This window comes from Salinirubellus salinus (genome assembly GCF_025231485.1).
In the GTDB taxonomy this organism is placed as follows: Archaea; Halobacteriota; Halobacteria; order Halobacteriales; family Haloarculaceae; genus Salinirubellus; species Salinirubellus salinus.
The window spans coordinates 3,129,589-3,145,176 of record NZ_CP104003.1; the positions used below are offsets into that span (position 1 = coordinate 3,129,589).

The following is a 15,588-nucleotide window of genomic DNA, read 5'->3' on the forward strand; positions in this document are numbered from 1 at the left end:
AACGCTCCGGGTTCGAGGAGTCTGTGTCGTACGTTTATGCTGTTTCCTCCCCAACTGGTCCGCCGGAGTGTGAGCTATGCTACCAACACCCATCATGGAGGAGATGTACGAGCAGATGGTCACTGCTCGGTACTACGAGGAGCGACTCCAGGAGGAGTACCTCGAGGGGAAACAGCCGGCGTTCGACATCTCGGCGGGGCCCATCCCCGGTGAGTTGCACCTCGCGGCCGGACACGAGGCCTCGGGCATCGGGGTCTGTGCCCACCTGCGCGACGAGGACACGGTGACTGCACCGCATCGGCCCCACCACATCGCCATCGCGAAGGGCGTGGACCTGAACCGGATGACGGCGGAGATATTCGGCCGAGAGACGGGCCTGTGCAGGGGGAAGGGCGGCCACATGCACCTGTTCGACCCGGACGTGAACTTCGCGTGCAGTGGCATCATCGCGCAGGGCTGTCCACCGGCGGTGGGCGCGGCACTCGCCTCGAAGAAGCGCAACGACGACACCGTGGCCGTCGCGTTCCTCGGTGACGGTGCCATCTCACAGGGTGGGTTCCTCGAGTCGCTGAACCTCGCGGCACTGCAGGGGCTCCCGGTGGTGTTCGTCGTCGAGGACAACGACTGGGCCATCAGCATGCCGAAGGAGCGGGTCTCGTCCATCGAGAACGGTGCCGAGCGGGCCGTTGGATTCGGGATGCCCGGCGTCCGAGTCGACTACGACGACGTCCTCGCGGTGTACGACGCGGCCGAGGCGGCGGTGGAGCGTGCCCGCGCCGGCAACGGGCCGACCCTGCTCGAACTGCAGGTCCACCGTCGGATGGGCCACTTCATGGGCGACGCCGAATCCTACCGCACGAACGAGGACATCGACTGGGCGGACAAGCAGGACCCCATCCCGAAGCTCGCGGCCGACATGCGCGACGCGGGCGTCAGCGACGAGCGCATCGACGAACTCGCGGCGAGCGCCCGCGAGCGCGTGGAGGCGGCCATCGAGTGGGCGAAAGAGCAGCCACTCCCCGACCCCGAGACGGCCTACGAGGACGTGTTCGTGACCGAGGAGCCACGTCGTCCTGCGGTCCCGACCGGAGGTGACGACTGATGTCCAGGGCCCAGACGCCCCCGATGGGCGACCGCGAGCGGACGATGAGTCGAGCGATGGTCGAGGCCATCGCGTGGGAGATGGAGCGGAACGAGGAGGTGTTCGTGATGGGCGAGGACGTCGCCGACTACGGCGGCATCTTCGACTCCACGCAGGGACTGCTGGAGCAGTTCGGTCACGACCGCATCATGGACGTGCCCATCTCGGAGACGGCGTTCATCGGGGCCGCGGTCGGTGCCGCCCAGCAGGGGATGCGGCCGATTGCGGAGCTGATGTTCACCGACTTCTTCGGCGTCTGCATGGACCAGATCTACAACCAGATGGCGAAGAACACGTACATGAGCGGCGGGGCGTTCAACGTCCCGATGGTGCTGATGACGGCGGTCGGCGGGACCTACAACGACGCCGCCCAGCACTCCCAGACGCTCTACGGGACGTTCGCGCACCTCCCCGGGATGAAGGTGGTCGTCCCGTCGACGGCCTACGACGCCAAGGGGCTGATGCACAGCGCCATCCGCGACGACGACCCGGTCGTCTACATGTTCCACAAGCGGCTGATGGGTATCGGCTGGATGCCCGCCCCGGCCGGCCCGAAGACGGGCGTCCCCGAGGAGGACTACACCATCCCGTTCGGGGAAGCGGACGTCAAACGGACCGGCGAGGACGCCACCGTCGTCACGCTCGGCCTGCACGTCCACCGGGCGCTGGAGGCGGCCGAGACGCTCGCGGGTGACGGCATCGACACGGAGGTCGTGGACCTGCGGACGCTCGTCCCGCTCGACACGGAGACGGTCCTCGAGTCGGTCCGCAAGACCGGTCGCCTCGTCGTCGTCGACGAGGACTACCGCTCGTTCGGCGTCACCGGTGAGATCGTCGCTCGCGTGGCGGAGGAGGCCCTCGGCGACCTCGAGGCCGTCCAGCGGGTCGCGGTGCCCGACGTCCCCATCCCGTACTCGCGGCCGCTGGAGGACGAGGTCATCCCCGGCGTCGAGGACATCGAGGCGGCCGTGCGCGCCACCCAGTGATGGCGGCTGGCAGCCGCGTCGTCGTCGACTCCGCCGCCGCGTGGCCGGAGGACGCGATGGACGTCGAGGAGGCCGTCGTCGCCAACTGGTTCGTCCGCGAGGGCGCCCACGTCGCGGCCGACGAGGTGCTCTGCGAGATACAGGTCGAGAAGGTGAGCATCGACGTGCTGGCGCCGACAGCGGGCGAGGTGGTCGCCATCCTCGTCGGCGAGAACGACGAGTTCGTCCGGGGTGACCCGCTCGCGGAGCTCGCGCCGGACTGAGCGGGCCCCGGACGACTCACCGCCGTCCCGCACGGCGGTCGACCACTCGACGGGCCAACTGTTAAGCCGCCGCCCACGAAACGTTGGGACACGTATGTCCGACCGCGACAGCATCTTCTACCAGCTCGGTCGGATGGTCGAAGAGAGCGAGCGGCGCTCTCGCGAGCGGTCGGCCGGCCCCAGCGACGACCTCGAGGGCGACCAGTCCTCCATCGCTTCGGAGTCACAGCGCCGGTCGACCCGCAACACGGTCCTCCTCGTCCTCGCCGTCGCCACCGTCGTCGGGCTGGTCACCGGCATCGTCCAGTTGAACGTCGCCTCGGTGGTCGGCCTCGTCCTGCTGGCGCTGGCCGTCGTCACCGTCGCCGACAGCGTCGAGATCGTCCAGGCCTACGAGAAGCGCGCACTCACCGTCTTCGGCGACATGCAGGGCCTGCTCGACCCCGGCGTCCACGTCGTCCCGCCGTTCGTCTCGAAGACCTACGTCTTCGACATGCGGACCGAGGCGATGGACGTCCCCCGGCAGGAGGCCATCACGCGGGACAACTCACCGGTCACCGCGGACGCCGTCGTCTACATCCGCGTGATGGACGCCGAGCGGGCGTTCCTCGAGGTCGACGACTACCGGAAGGCGACGCTGAATCTCGCGCAGACGACGCTCCGTGCCGTCCTCGGTGACATGGAACTCGACGAGACGCTGTCGCGGCGCGACGAGATCAACCGCCGCATCCGGACCCAGATAGACGAACCCACGAACGAGTGGGGCGTCCGCGTCGAGAGCGTCGAGGTCCGGGAGGTCAAACCCTCGGGCGACGTGGAGGCGGCGATGGAGCAGCAGACCGCCGCCGAGCGCCGTCGCCGCGCGATGATCCTGGAGGCGCAAGGGGAACGCCGGAGCGCCATCGAGCGGGCGCAGGGTGACAAGCAGTCGAACATCGTCCGCGCGCAGGGGGAGAAGCAGGCCCAGATTCTGGAGGCGCAGGGTGACGCCATCTCGACCGTGCTCCGGGCGCGGGCGGCCGAGTCGATGGGCGAGAAGGCGGTCATCGACAAGGGGATGGAGACGCTCTCGAAGATCGGGACCAGTCCGTCGACGACGTTCGTCCTCCCGCAGGAGCTCACGTCGCTCGTCGGGCGCTACGGCAAGCACCTCTCGGGGAGCGACGTGGCGACCCCGGCCGAACGGGTCGAGAGCCGCGAGTTCGACGCGGAGACGCGCGAACTGCTCGGGCTGGACGACATCGAGGAGCTGGTCGACGAGCAGCACACGGGTAACGGCCACGAGGAGGCGAAAGAGGACGCGGAGCCGGAGTCGATCTAGGGAGACGGAGCGGCGACACCTGTGCTCACGGCCTCGTCGACCTGCCCTTCACGCGGAGGGCGCCCCCGATGGTGCGGGATAGTCCGTCGAGTACCCTCTGAGGCGGCCGACCGGAGCGAGGAGTTTGAACAGCAGTTTCTGCGTCGGGATGGAGGGGCGCGCCAGATAGATGAAATCCGAGTGCGTGTCGGCGAAGACTGCCATCGCCAGGAGGTTCGGCGTCCCTCTCGCGTCGGTGTTCCCCTCCTCTGCCAGTGTGGCGAGCATCCGGAGGAGTGTCGCCGCGGCCAGCGGCGGTCGTGCCTCCCACAGGACTCGCGTCTCCGTGCCTTGGACGGTCCCGTGCTCGTGGGGGACACCGGCCGGGAGTGTGACCTGTTCTCCAGGTGTGAGCGACCGCTCGACGCCGTCGACGCTGACGAGCAACGCCCCGTCGAGTACGTGGAACGTCTCGTCCTGCTGCGGGTGGACGTGTTCCACGAACCGTGTCGCGTCCGACCGATAGCGGACCTCGGCCCGGAGAAACTCACCGTCGGCGTCCGAATCGCGCTCCAGCAATCGGAACTCCTCGCCGACGACCGGGTTGTGGATTATCTCGTACGGCTCCTCGTCGGACAGTCGTCTCTCGGTCAGTGGGTTCGTCATGGTCGGCCTGTACGACGTTCCATCGTCAGTACGATTGCCGCTCGACCTCGGAGCGCGTAATGATTCCTCGTGCAATCGTTGCACGGTTCGCAATCGTCTCACCGTGTGGACGGTCGCTGTTGTGACTCCGAGGGTCGCGGTACCCGTCCCTCGACGCCCCACCTGACGGGCGACCGACGGTCCCGCCTGTTGCCGTCTCTGTCAACCATGCTGGAGCTTCTCGACGAGCCGCCACAAGTATCATGTCTATTGTTATCAAATAACATGATATGGGCGGGCCAGTCGACGAGATCCGGTTCCTCGTGGCGTCGAAGAACCGCGTGCGGGTGCTCGAGTACCTGTCCGAGACACCGGCAGACCGTGAGGAACTCGCCGCCGAGCTCGCCGTCTCGCGACCGACGCTCAGCCGAGTCCTCACCGGCCTGGAGGAACGGCAGTGGATCTCCCAACACGGTTCGGACTGTGAGATCACGACGTCGGGAGCGTTCCTCACCGAGTCGTTCAGGGCACTCGAGGAGGCCGTCGAGACGATGCAGCGACTCGAGCCCGTCGTCGACTCCCTGCCGATCGCGGAGTTCGACTTCGAGTTGGTCCGCCTCCGCGACGCGACGATCACGACTCCGACGCAGACCGACCCAGGTGCCCCCCTCCGGCGAGCGAGGCAGCTGATCCTCGAGGCGGACGAGTTCCACTTCCTGACGAACACCGTCGTCTCCCCCCTCGCAGAGGCGCTCCGGGAGCGAACCGTCCAGGGTGAACTCACCGTCGTGGGCGTCGTCACCGAAGAACTGCTCGACACAATCAGTGCCTCGCCGGCGTTCGGCGACCCGACCCGCGAGATGATCGAGTCGGGTGGAGCCGAGCTCTATCGCTACGACGGCAGCGTCTCGCAGACGCTGGGCGTGGCGGATGGAACAGTCGCGTCGATCACCCATGTCGACCCGGACGGATCCCAGCGTGCGCAGATCGAGACCGACGACGAACACGTGTGCACCTGGGTCAGGTCGACCATCGAGGCGTGTCGTCGTGAGTCCGAGCGAATCGACGCCGGCACCTTCTCGCAGTGACGCCGTCCCTCTCATGCGGGGTACGATACTCGAGGTGTGTACTCGTTACACGCCGTGAGAGCGTTTCAGCGGGAATCATTACCGTGTCGGCCGCGCTACTCCCGCAGTGCGCCCATGCCGACCTACGAAGTAACCTACACGTTCGATGGTCACTGCCTGGGGACGCCAGCGGAGGTCATCGACCGGTCGTTCGAGACGCTGGCCGAACTGCAGGCCCGAGCGGTCGAGGTCGAACACCTCGGTGGGATCATCACGCTCGGCGCGGACGGGACGCCGTCGGGAGGCACGGCCCGGTACGCCGCGCCGACCCAGGGTCACGTCGGCTGGCTCGCCGTCTCCGCACTCCTCCCGATCGGTGGGATTCGGCGTCTCGACTCGCCGGGGAGGGCGCAGATGCGTGCCGCGGGACGAAGCCAGCCCTGAACCGAGCCCACGCCCGAGGACAGGACGGACGTCGCTTCGCAAGCGAGGGACACTGACCGCTGTCTGCTCGACATCTCTCCGGGAGGGCGGCCGCTATCCCTGGGTCTGCGGGATCTAGACCCACTCCACGGCGGGCGAGAGGTCGAACGGCACCGTCCCGTAGCTGTAGGCCTCGACTCGCCCGTCGGGCCGGGCGCGGTAGACGACGGTCGGCTTGTAGCCCACGTCGGGTTTCTCGCCGCGGACGGCGGCCCACTCGTCGTCGCGGAACGACGAGCAGTCGATGAACAGCGTGGTGCCGGGGTGGGCCTTGAGCTGGCCCGTCGTCTTCGCCCCGCCCGTCTCCTTCACCGCGGCGACGGCCGTGTTGGCCCGGTCGCGCTGGGTGGGCGGGAGCGGGCGGGTCACCTCGACGAGGTGCTCGCCGCCGACGCGGTAGTCGAGTGCGTGCCCGCTCCCGAGCTCGATCTCGGGTTCGAACCGGAGGCCAGCCTCGTCGAGGATGCCGGCGGCGACGAACTCCCCGATGGTCGCGGCCATCCGCGTGAGGTCGGTACCGTGCGAGGTGCCGAGTTTCGCCGCCATCGTGTAGCGGTAGTCGTCGAGCACGCCGGTCTTCAGGAGGTCGTTCAGGTACGAGAGCGCCTCGTCGCGGGTGGCGTCGGGGAAGCCGGCGGCGTGGTCGCGGAAGAACTCCTTCGTGGAGTCCCGGCCGTCCTTGGAACACAGGACGGGGAGGAAGAACCACGTCAGGTACGCGTACTCGGTGAGCCACGGGTCGGTGGTCTCCAGCCGGGCGGTGAGTTCGCGCTCGGCCCACCGCGAGACGGCGGCGGGTGCCTCGGCGAACGTCACCTTGTTCGTCCGCCAGAGCGCCTGCGGGGTCTCGGTGTTGCCGAGCCAGTACGCCTCGCCCTCTCGCCAGCAGAACAGCGCGAGGTCGCCGTTGTGCATCTCGAGCCGGACCGCCTCGAAGCCGGGGCAGTCGAACCACGGGTCGGTCATCCGGGCGCCGAAGCGGTCGTCGAGCGAGGAGAGCAACTGCTGGCGCACGCGGTCACGTGACCAGTTCGAACGGGAGACGCGGAATCGGAGCGGGCCAGCCACTATCCCTTCTAGGTGAACCGCTGGCTTACCGGTTCCGGCATCTGCCGGCTCCGGAGGTATCAATAGCCGTCCATATATCCGATAACTTGATAGTCACTGTTTCACAAGGAACGTGTGTTACCATGTCGATGGGTGCATACGACGAGTCGGAACACGAGAGACGCGAGGAGAAGATGAGCGAGGTCGACGCCGACGTGGACGACGACCGCGTGAACTACGAGGGGCGGGTGGAGTTCGACTCCGGCGACTCGACCGAGGCGTTGCTCGACCAGTTCAAACAGATAAAGTCCGACGCCGGCCACTGATCCGGCACCCTATCCGTAACGGTACGAGAGCGCGACGGCCAGCCCCGTCGCCACCGTCACGGCCGCGACGTGCCCCACGAGCGCCGCCAGTATCACCGGCTGTTCCAGCACGAACGGGACCAGCACCACCTGCAACAACCCGAACACCATCGTCTCCAGGTCCGCCCGCCGGAACGCGCGCCGCGTCTCCGCGTCCAGCCTGAACGTCGCCGCCCGCCACACCGCCGTCACCGCCGCCCACCAGTTCGTGCCGATGCGATAACAGACGTCCCAGAGCACGAGCAGCGTGAGGTAGACGACCAGCACCGGCGGGTCCGGGCCGAACAGTTGCTCGACGAGCGCCCCGCCCGCCCGCTGTTGCGGGTCGAACACGAACAGGTGGGTCACCAGCGCGACGTACGCCAGCACCGCGAGCACCACCTCGACGCTGGAGCCGAACAGCAGGCGCCGGTAGCTCTCGGGGACGTCGACCGACCGGGTCAGCGTGGAGATCCGGAGCATCTCGACGCTCCCGATGGCGGCGACGAACACCGCCGCCGTCCCGGCGAGCGCCGCCGCCCAGAGGTCGTAGTACCACGCCAGCGCGAGGATGCCCACCTCGAACGCGACGAGCTGGATGGCCAGCGCCAGCGGGCGCGACACCGAGATGCCCGGGAGCGCGCCGATGATGCTCTCGTACACCCAGGTCTCGCCGTACTCCGGGACGTTCGCGCTCCCCATCTACCCCAGCTCGGGTCGCTCGGAGGAAGCCGATTCCGAGTCGGCCGCCGACTCCCCCCCCGAGCCGGTGGCCTCCTCCCCACCCTCGCTGGCCGGTTCGTCCTCGTCGAGGGGGACCCGCGCGGGCTCGTCCTCGTCGCCGGGCTCCCCGGTACGCACCCGGTCGCCGAGCGCCTCGCGGACCGCCTCGTCGAACGGCGTGCGCTCGAACGTGACGAGCTCCTCCATGCGGTGGTCGCTCACGACGACGGGGTTCTTCAGCCCCAGCACGAGCGGGATGGCGACGCTCCGGGGGACGTCGGTGACGAACCCGAGCCAGTACGAGGAGAGCCGCGGGCTCAGGACGGGGACGGGGAGGATGAACGGTTCGCTCCCCGTCAGCAGGCGCGCGGTACGCCGGATGACGTCCTCGTAGGTGAGCACGTCGGGACCGCCGATCTCGTAGGTCTCGCCACGGGTCTCCGGCACGTCCAGCACCCCGACGAGGTACTGGAGCACGTCGTCGATGGCGATGGGCTGGACCGGGGTGCGGACCCACTTCGGGGCGACCATCACGGGGAGTTTCCTCGCCATCTGCTCGACCATGCGGAACGAGGCGCTCCCGTCGCCGACGACGATGGCCGCCCGGAGTGCGGTGAAGTCGAACGCGGCGTTCGAGAGGATGTACTCCACCTCGCGGCGCGAGCGGAGGTGTTCGGAGAGGTGGTCGCGCTCCTCGCCGAGGCCGCCGAGGTAGATGACGCGGTCGACGCCGGCGTCCTCGGCCGCCCGCGCGAAGTTGTGGGCGGCCCGACGGTCGCGCTCGGCGTAGTCCTCGCCGGCCCGCATCGAGTGGACGAGGTAGTAGACGACGTCGATGGCCTCGAGGGCGGCCTCGAACGAGCCGTGCTCCAGCAGGTCGCCGGTCTGCACCTCGACGCCGTCGGGTGCGTCGTACCCCTCGGGGTCGCGGACGAGGGTGACGACCTCGTGACCGGCCTCGAGGAGGGTGGGGACCAGTCGCCCCCCGACGAACCCGGTCGCTCCTGTGACGAGAACGCGCATACCACTACGGAGGGGCGCCGACCGCTTAACTCTCCTCCCGACTCCCGGCCCATCCCGGCGTGGTGGGGGCGCCGTGGTCCTCCTCGACGACGGCCCCGAGCGACGGGTCCGGGCGCTCGGTCTCGGCCCGCGCCGCCCACTCCTCGACGGCGGTACCGACCCACGAGTCGGCCGCCAGCACCGCCTCGCGAGCCCGTTCGTAGTGGTCGTCGTCAACGTCGAGGCGGCCGGGGGTGGCACCCGCGGCGACGGCGACGAACTCGGCGCGGTCCTCGTGGGTTGCCGTGCCGCGCGCGAGTCGGGCGACCCGCCCCTCGATGCGCGAGTGGTCCGGGTGGGCGAACAGGCGTCCCCCGACGGCGCTCGGCGCGAGCAGCGGTGTCGCGTCGCCGGCCGTGTCGTCCAGCAGCCGCTCGCCGCCGAACGCCCGCTCGACCCGCTCGCACTCCGTGTCGGCGTCCAGCGCGAGGTTGTCGCCGGGGTAGCGCGCACAGGCGTCCGGGTACAGGTCGTCTCCGTGGATGCGACACTGGAGCGTGGTCGGGTCGAGGAAGACGCAGGTCGGGAGCCACGTCGGGTCGAGGCCGAAGGGGGCGACGGGCTTGGGTGGCTTGCGCAGACCGACGAAGAAGACGGGGTGACCGTCGACGGCCGCGAGCGAGTGACCGTCCACCTCGACGCTGGGGCCGCCCTCCCCCCGCCAGAGACGTGGCGTCAGCGCGTCGCCCAGCCCGTCCCGGACGAACGCCCGCACCTCGTCGCTCGAGAGCGGCACGAGGTTGTACGAGTCGTCGAGCGGCCGGTAGGGGCCACGGCGCTCGTGGTCCAGCGAGACGTCGGCGGGAGCGACCGCCCGCCAGTCGATGCAGCACCCTGCACACCCCTCGCAGTTCACCTCCATGGTGTGTCGACTGTGAGCGAAGCGCATAACGTTCCCGCCGACCCGACGCCCGCCACCGGCCCGCCCCCGCGCCGGACGGTGTGTAGTGATTCCTACACAAATCGAGTTCCGGGAACGCCCTTCTTCTCGGCCGTAGAACTGCCGATATGGTCTCACTGGTCCGCCGCTACTACCTCTACCGCGCCACGCTCTCCTCGGGGTTCTACATCCCGGTGTCGGTCGTCTACATGGAGTCCCGGGGGCTGGGCCTCGCGGCCATCGGCCTCGCGCAGGGGGCGTTCCTGTTCTCGATGGTCGCCTCGGAACTCCCGACGGGGTACCTCGGCGACCGGCTGGGCCGGCGTGCGGCGCTGGCGCTCGGGAACGCCGTCGTCGTCGCCGTGATGCTCGGGTTCACCGTCGCGGACTCGCCGCTCGACTTCGTCGCCGTCTACGCGTTCTGGGCCGTCGGCTGGACGTTCCGCACCGGAACCGTCGACGCGTGGCTCTACGAACTGCTCGCTCGGCGCGACGCGGACGACGAGTACGCCCGCATCAGCGGCCGCTCGGACTCGACGGTGCTCGTCGTCTCCGCTGTCGCCGCGCTGAGTGCCGGCCTGCTCTACACCGTCGACCCGGCCGCCCCGTTCGTGGCGAACGCGGCGCTGGCGTCGCTGGGCGTCCCGCTCCTGTTCACCCTCCCAGAGACGAGTGGGAGCGAAGTTGACGCCGGTGCAGACGGCGAGCGGAGGGCGGCCGACCAACTCGGGGTGCGCGAGGCGCTGGGCGTCCTCCGGGCGCAACTCTCCCGCCCGGCCATCCGCTGGGTGGTGGTCTACGCCGCGCTGTTCAACCTCGCGTTCTCGGTGACGCGGGTGTTCGAACAGCCGGCGATGCGGGCCGTCGGCGTCCCCGTCGCCGGCCTCGGGGTGCTGTACGCGGGGTTCAAACTGGTCTCGGCGGCCGCCGCCGGGGTCGCCGGGCCGCTCGAGGACCGGCTGGGCACCCACGGCGTCCTGTTGCTCATGGTCCCCGTCGTCGCCGTCGCCTACGCCAGTTTCGCCGTCGTGCCCCTGTTGCTCCTCCCGGCGCTGTTCGTCCGGCGCGGTCTCCAGCGCATCTCCCGCCCGGTCAGGAACGGCTACGTCAACGACCACATCTCGGGTGTCGGACGTGCGACGGTGCTCTCGGGGGTCTCGATGGCGCTCACGCTCGTCTCCGGTACCGCGAACGTCGTCGGCGGCCGGGTGGCCGCCACCGTCGGTCCGGTGCAGTTCCTCGCCGCCACCGGCGTCGCCGTCGCCGTCCTCGCGGGACTGCTCTGGGTGGCGACGGACCCCGTCCGAGCGCCGTCGGGCGACACCGTCCCGGCGTAGTGAGCGATATTATTCGTGCGTAATCGAGCGAACCGCCACAGGCGTGACCGGGAACCACGCCGGCGGTTCCCCCGTGGTTTTCCGGCGTAAGATTCTTTCTGGACCCTCCGGTACTCCCGACTGTAGAGGTGTGACGATGACCCGCAGTGCCGACAGCGACCGTGACTCGGACCGCGCGACGACCACGCTCGTCTCCGGCGTGACCAGGTACGACCTGTTGCTCGCGGTGGTCCCGGCCGTGTTCGTCGTGGGGGTGGTGGCGAGTCACCTCGCCGCGCTCCCGCCGCGGGCGGGCCTCGCGGGCGCGTCGCTGGTCGCGCTCCTCGCGGTGGTCGACGGGCTGTTCCGGAATCCCCCGCTCTCGGAGTGAGACTGTGTCGGTGGGGGGTGAGTCGTGGTCTCTGTGTCGGTGAGCGGGAACGCTAGCGCGGTCCAACTGAATCGCCCCGCACCGCCGTCGCGCCGGCCACCGCTGTCGCGGTGACACGGCGTATCCTGCCGTCCCCCGAGCTCGGGCACGCCGCCCGATGGCCGGCGGCCCTCACTGGCCGTGTCTCTCGCTCGATCGACCGAATCACCACGGGCCGCGACCTCGGCCCGACCGAGAAAGCGCTATCCGCGTCGGTCCCGAACGATGACCATGGCGAAGGAACCGTGTGAGGGCTGTGGCCAGTCCGTCCGCATCGCGGGCGGCATCGCCAACCTCTGGTCGTTCGAGGGCGACCGGACCGAGGGGTTGACGCTCGAACTCTCGGACGGCTCGGAGTTCTTCCTGTGTTACGACTGCATCGAGCAACTGCCCGACGACCCGAGCGAGGCGGACGTGGCGGCGCTGGAGTGACGGCACACGCGCCGCTCAGGAACAGGTCAGTTCGACGGGCCGACTCGCGTTCTCCACTCGGACCCCGGTCCCGACGGCGTCCACCGTGACCGTCACCGACTCCGTCGCGTTCGAGTCACACGCCAGGTCCGCCGAGACGGGACCGCCCTCCCCCGGCTCGAGCGACAAGACGACCGAGACGTTCGTCACGTTCGGTCCGCCGTCCGGGTCGGTCTCGAACACCTCGGCCGTCAGGTCGACCCGTTGGTTCAGCCGGTTTGTGACGGTCAACAGGTCCGCCCGCGTGCCGTTCTCGGGTACCGTCGCGTCCAGCGAGTCGGTCAGACCGAGGAAGGCGTCCTCCGGCGGCGCGACGGCCACCGAGACCCCGCGCTCGGCCGTGGCGCTCGAGAACGCCCCCGTCCCGCCCGCCCCGGTCGTGACCACGCCGACCACCGCGAGCACGAGGAGCCAGTGGCGGAGCGCCACGACTCACTCACCCGGAAGCCGGCCCGAGAGCGTCTCGTCGTCTACCAGTCGCCCCCGGTAGGTGTACCAGAGGTGTGCCAGCGCGGAGGCGACGAGCGTCGCGACGACGAACACCAGCCACCCCTCGCTCGGCACGAGCGAGAGCCCCGGCGCCTCCAGCAGGACCCCGCCGAGCAACGCCGCGTGCAGTCCCCCGAGCCCCACGTAGTACACCGCCCACGGCACGTCCGGGCCGGGGACGACGTCGAGGTAGACGTTCAGGTCCCGTGCGTCCTCGGTGAGCGTCGCCTCCTTGCGCAGGCTGTCGAACTCGACGAACCCGCAGTCGTCCATCTTCGGCAGGTGGAACTGGTTCAGCGCGGTCGAGACGCGGTTGCGCTCGTCGCTCGTCAGCTCCCGTGCCGGCTTGCCGTACTCGCAGGCGGCGACGTGGTCGACCAGTTCGCGCAACGAGACGGCGTCCTCCGGTCGTTCGTCGAGGTAGCGGTAGGCGTACCGCCGGCGCTCGTTGCTGAGCACGTCGAACACGTCGTCCTCGTGGAGCTCGGTCTCGATCTCCGACTCGTGCTGTCCCTCTCCGTTTCGTGCCGCCGTTCCCATCCTTGACTCCCCTCCTTCGCCTGAAGTGGTGTGCGGGTGGGGGGTACAAAGGTAGCCACCGATGAATGTCGTCTCTGTAGACATCATTCGTGTCGGTACGGTCGTCGGTCGAACCAAACTCGGTGGGTGCGTAACGAATAGCCGAATCGCCTGCAGGCGCGGGATTCCGGTTCCGGTTCTATCCACGTGTTAATCAGTTACTCGCTCGCCCAAGGCCGGCTATTGAGCGGCCGAGGGTCGCTCTTGAGCGTGGCAGGCGGCCTGTTGAGCGGTGGAGGGCTGGTTTGGATTCTCGGAGGCGCTCTATTCTGAGGGGGGTGGCCGGTGTGTCCTTGGATGCGTGCTGACGGACACCACGCGTGTCCGGGGGTGCGCCCGAAAGAGGTACTACGACAATGCAACGACGCAAATTCTTGGTCGGAGCAGGATCGCTCGCAGCTGGCGCCAGTGCCGTGATAGGTACCGGTGCAGTCTCGCAGTTCAGTTCGGGGGACCGTGCAGTGAACATCGACAAGACTGGAGACGCGAGCGCGTACATCGCGCTCCAGCGCAACGGCGGCTCGGATGGTCTCGATGGGACGGACGACGGGACTCGTCACGGAAACTTCGTCGAGTACACTGGCTCACCGGAACAGCTCGAAATCGACTTCTCGGGGGATAACCCGACCAGTTCACGCTCTGGTGACCCCACACAGGGTAACTCGCTCGGGGGGCAGGGTGTGAACCCGAACTCGACGTACTACTTCGACGAGGTGTTCGACATACTCAATCTGGCGAACAATACCGGCTCTGGTGTCGGTGAGATGGACGTCTGGATCCAAGAGAGCATCCCTGGGGTGACGTTCTACACGGGGACGGAGAACGGTGGAACCTCACTCATCAACAGTAACAACAAGAAGCAACTCAGCCCGGGGCAGCCTGCGAAGGTGGGAGTGAAAATCGTCGCCGCCGACCTTCCCAGTGCCAACGTCGACGGGACGATGGTGGTACACGCCGAGTCTCGGAACCCCGATTAGTCGGAGGGTTCGATCTCCCCGTTTCGGTTTCGGGAGTACACGAGAAGAGACCAAAGCGGCTGGTCCATGCCGGAAGCCGCTGGAACCGGGCACGGCACAGGAGTGTCGGGCCAAGCGACCGGAGTGGGCCAGCGGTAGAGAACGAACGAGCGTCGAAACCGATTGTATGAATCGAAGGAGAGGACCTGCGAGGGTAGCCCTCCTCGTGCTCGTATCCGTCGCCCTGAGTATCGTCGCCGGGGCCGTCCTCGGACAGCCAACCGTCCTTGGCTTCGTCGAGACCGGCAGCATGGCACCCACCCTCGACCCGGGCGATGGGTTCGTAGCCGTGCCGAGTGACCTCACCGAAATCGAGGAGGGTGACGTGATCACCTTCCACGCAGAGGAGATACAGGGTGGTGGCCTCACCACCCACCGGGTCGTCGGCGAGACCGACCGTGGGTACGTCACCCGTGGAGATGCAAACCCCTTCACCGACCAGCAGGGCGGTGAGCCTCCCGTGCGGCGCGAGCAGGTGGTCGCAGAGGCCCTCCAGGTCGGCGGAAGCGTCGTCGTAGTGCCCCATCTCGGCACCGCCGTCGAGGGGGTGCAAGGGGCTCTCGGGGCTGTCCAGCGAGGTGCCGTCGGACTGTTCGGTACCCGTGCACTGCTCGGCCCACAGTGGCTCGGCTACCTGTTCTTCGGCGCGACACTCGTCTACTACCTCCTCGGGGAGTACCGCGACCGGAACGAGCGGGGGAGCCGCGAACGCTCGCGGGGCCGGGATACCGGTATTGACCCCCGAGTGCTGCTCCTGGGGTTCGCCCTGGTTCTGGCCGCAGCAGCGACCGCGGCGATGGCTGGACCGGCAGGCCCCAAGGAGTTCGGCGTCGTCAGCGCCGAGTTCGATTCGGAGCGACCGGACGTCATCAGGGCTGGCGGGTCGAGCGACCTGCCATACCAGGTGCCGAACAGCGGGGTGGTGCCGACCGTCGTCTTCCTCGAACCCCGCGAGGGGGTACGTGTCGAACCGACCGAGATTGTGCTCGGCCCACACCAGGTCACCGAGGTAACCATCACCCTCTCGGCCCCACTCGAGACCGGCTACTACCGCCGGTACGTCGTCGAGCACCGCTACCTTGCGGTGTTGCCGGTCCCGATCATCCGCTCGCTCCACGCGGTCCACCCGTGGCTGCCCGTGGTCGTCATCGACGCGCTGATAGCGGGTGGGTTCCTCGCGGTGACACTCCCGCTAATCGGGCGTGGGCGGGTGCGTTCACGCGACCGTGAGCGACCCGGCCGGGGGTGGTCGGCCGACTCCGCCGTCGGCTCGGCGGCTGAACCGGGCACGGGTTCGAGCCCTCGAGTAGAGCGGTGGGTTTAGGCCCGCCGACCACTTCCGCCTG

General features: G+C 68.6%; 19 protein-coding genes. 12 read left to right on the forward strand and 7 right to left on the reverse strand.

The window, feature by feature from the left end; translation table 11 throughout:
- The first annotated feature begins 103 nt into the window (after positions 1-103).
- From N0B31_RS16425 to N0B31_RS16440, 4 genes are all read left to right on the forward strand, one after another.
- Complete coding sequence (locus N0B31_RS16425) at positions 104-1,102, forward strand: thiamine pyrophosphate-dependent dehydrogenase E1 component subunit alpha (protein WP_368389250.1); 999 nt, start codon at positions 104-106, stop codon at positions 1,100-1,102.
- Complete coding sequence (locus tag N0B31_RS16430) at positions 1,102-2,127, forward strand: alpha-ketoacid dehydrogenase subunit beta (RefSeq protein WP_260592706.1); 1,026 nt, start codon at positions 1,102-1,104, stop codon at positions 2,125-2,127. The genes N0B31_RS16425 and N0B31_RS16430 overlap by 1 nt, the downstream gene beginning before the upstream one ends.
- Complete coding sequence (locus N0B31_RS16435) at positions 2,127-2,390, forward strand: lipoyl domain-containing protein (protein WP_260592707.1); 264 nt, start codon at positions 2,127-2,129, stop codon at positions 2,388-2,390. The genes N0B31_RS16430 and N0B31_RS16435 overlap by 1 nt, the downstream gene beginning before the upstream one ends.
- Before the next feature lie 286 nt (positions 2,391-2,676).
- Positions 2,677-3,711 (forward strand): SPFH domain-containing protein, encoded by a 1,035-nt coding sequence (locus N0B31_RS16440; protein WP_260644003.1) that lies wholly within the window; start codon positions 2,677-2,679, stop codon positions 3,709-3,711.
- Between the two features lie 48 nt (positions 3,712-3,759).
- Here the strand turns inward: N0B31_RS16440 and N0B31_RS16445 are convergent, their stop codons facing one another.
- Entirely contained in the window at positions 3,760-4,356 is a 597-nt protein-coding gene (locus tag N0B31_RS16445; protein WP_260592708.1) for a cupin domain-containing protein, read from the reverse strand.
- 269 nt (positions 4,357-4,625) lie between these two features.
- Here N0B31_RS16445 and N0B31_RS16450 point away from each other — a divergent pair, with 269 nt between their 5' ends.
- A complete protein-coding gene (locus N0B31_RS16450; RefSeq protein ID WP_260592709.1) occupies positions 4,626-5,423 on the forward strand; it encodes a helix-turn-helix transcriptional regulator in 798 nt (265 codons plus the stop codon).
- Between the two features lie 114 nt (positions 5,424-5,537).
- Positions 5,538-5,846 (forward strand): hypothetical protein, encoded by a 309-nt coding sequence (locus N0B31_RS16455; RefSeq protein WP_260592710.1) that lies wholly within the window; start codon positions 5,538-5,540, stop codon positions 5,844-5,846.
- Positions 5,847-5,960: 114 nt separating this feature from the next.
- Here the strand turns inward: N0B31_RS16455 and N0B31_RS16460 are convergent, their stop codons facing one another.
- Positions 5,961-6,953 carry a DUF5784 family protein gene (locus N0B31_RS16460; RefSeq protein WP_260592711.1) on the reverse strand — a complete coding sequence of 331 codons (993 nt, stop codon included), beginning with the start codon at positions 6,951-6,953 and terminating at the stop codon, positions 5,961-5,963.
- Positions 6,954-7,075: 122 nt separating this feature from the next.
- On the opposite strand from N0B31_RS16460, the gene N0B31_RS16465 reads away from it, so the two are divergent.
- Complete coding sequence (locus tag N0B31_RS16465) at positions 7,076-7,258, forward strand: DUF5786 family protein (protein ID WP_260592712.1); 183 nt, start codon at positions 7,076-7,078, stop codon at positions 7,256-7,258.
- A gap of 9 nt (positions 7,259-7,267) precedes the next feature.
- Here N0B31_RS16465 and N0B31_RS16470 read toward each other — a convergent pair whose 3' ends face one another.
- The 3 genes from N0B31_RS16470 to N0B31_RS16480 are packed head-to-tail and all read right to left on the reverse strand — an operon-like array spanning position 7,268 to position 9,923.
- Entirely contained in the window at positions 7,268-7,978 is a 711-nt protein-coding gene (locus N0B31_RS16470) for a DUF7530 family protein (RefSeq protein ID WP_260592713.1), read from the reverse strand.
- Positions 7,979-9,022, reverse strand: a complete 1,044-nt coding sequence (locus tag N0B31_RS16475; protein WP_260592714.1) for an NAD(P)H-binding protein — start codon at positions 9,020-9,022, stop codon at positions 7,979-7,981.
- Positions 9,023-9,047: 25 nt separating this feature from the next.
- A complete protein-coding gene (locus N0B31_RS16480) occupies positions 9,048-9,923 on the reverse strand; it encodes a YkgJ family cysteine cluster protein (RefSeq protein ID WP_260592715.1) in 876 nt (291 codons plus the stop codon).
- Between the two features lie 146 nt (positions 9,924-10,069).
- Between N0B31_RS16480 and N0B31_RS16485 the strand changes: the two genes are divergently transcribed.
- The 3 genes from N0B31_RS16485 (at position 10,070) to N0B31_RS16495 (ending at position 12,119) form a co-directional block, all read left to right on the forward strand.
- A complete protein-coding gene (locus N0B31_RS16485; RefSeq protein ID WP_260592716.1) occupies positions 10,070-11,278 on the forward strand; it encodes an MFS transporter in 1,209 nt (402 codons plus the stop codon).
- A 136-nt stretch (positions 11,279-11,414) separates the two neighbouring features.
- Positions 11,415-11,648, forward strand: coding sequence for a DUF8015 family protein (locus tag N0B31_RS16490; protein WP_260592717.1), 234 nt, complete (start codon positions 11,415-11,417; stop codon positions 11,646-11,648).
- A gap of 270 nt (positions 11,649-11,918) precedes the next feature.
- Positions 11,919-12,119 carry a DUF7561 family protein gene (locus N0B31_RS16495; RefSeq protein WP_260592718.1) on the forward strand — a complete coding sequence of 67 codons (201 nt, stop codon included), beginning with the start codon at positions 11,919-11,921 and terminating at the stop codon, positions 12,117-12,119.
- Between the two features lie 15 nt (positions 12,120-12,134).
- On the opposite strand, the gene N0B31_RS16500 is transcribed toward N0B31_RS16495, so the two are convergent.
- Entirely contained in the window at positions 12,135-12,587 is a 453-nt protein-coding gene (locus N0B31_RS16500) for a hypothetical protein (protein ID WP_260592719.1), read from the reverse strand.
- Positions 12,588-12,590: 3 nt separating this feature from the next.
- Positions 12,591-13,187 (reverse strand): DUF7344 domain-containing protein, encoded by a 597-nt coding sequence (locus N0B31_RS16505; protein WP_260592720.1) that lies wholly within the window; start codon positions 13,185-13,187, stop codon positions 12,591-12,593.
- Positions 13,188-13,687: 500 nt separating this feature from the next.
- On the opposite strand from N0B31_RS16505, the gene N0B31_RS16510 reads away from it, so the two are divergent.
- Entirely contained in the window at positions 13,688-14,203 is a 516-nt protein-coding gene (locus tag N0B31_RS16510) for a DUF1102 domain-containing protein (RefSeq protein WP_260592721.1), read from the forward strand.
- A gap of 205 nt (positions 14,204-14,408) precedes the next feature.
- Complete coding sequence (locus N0B31_RS16515; protein WP_260592722.1) at positions 14,409-15,566, forward strand: signal peptidase I; 1,158 nt, start codon at positions 14,409-14,411, stop codon at positions 15,564-15,566.
- Positions 15,567-15,588 lie beyond the last annotated feature (22 nt).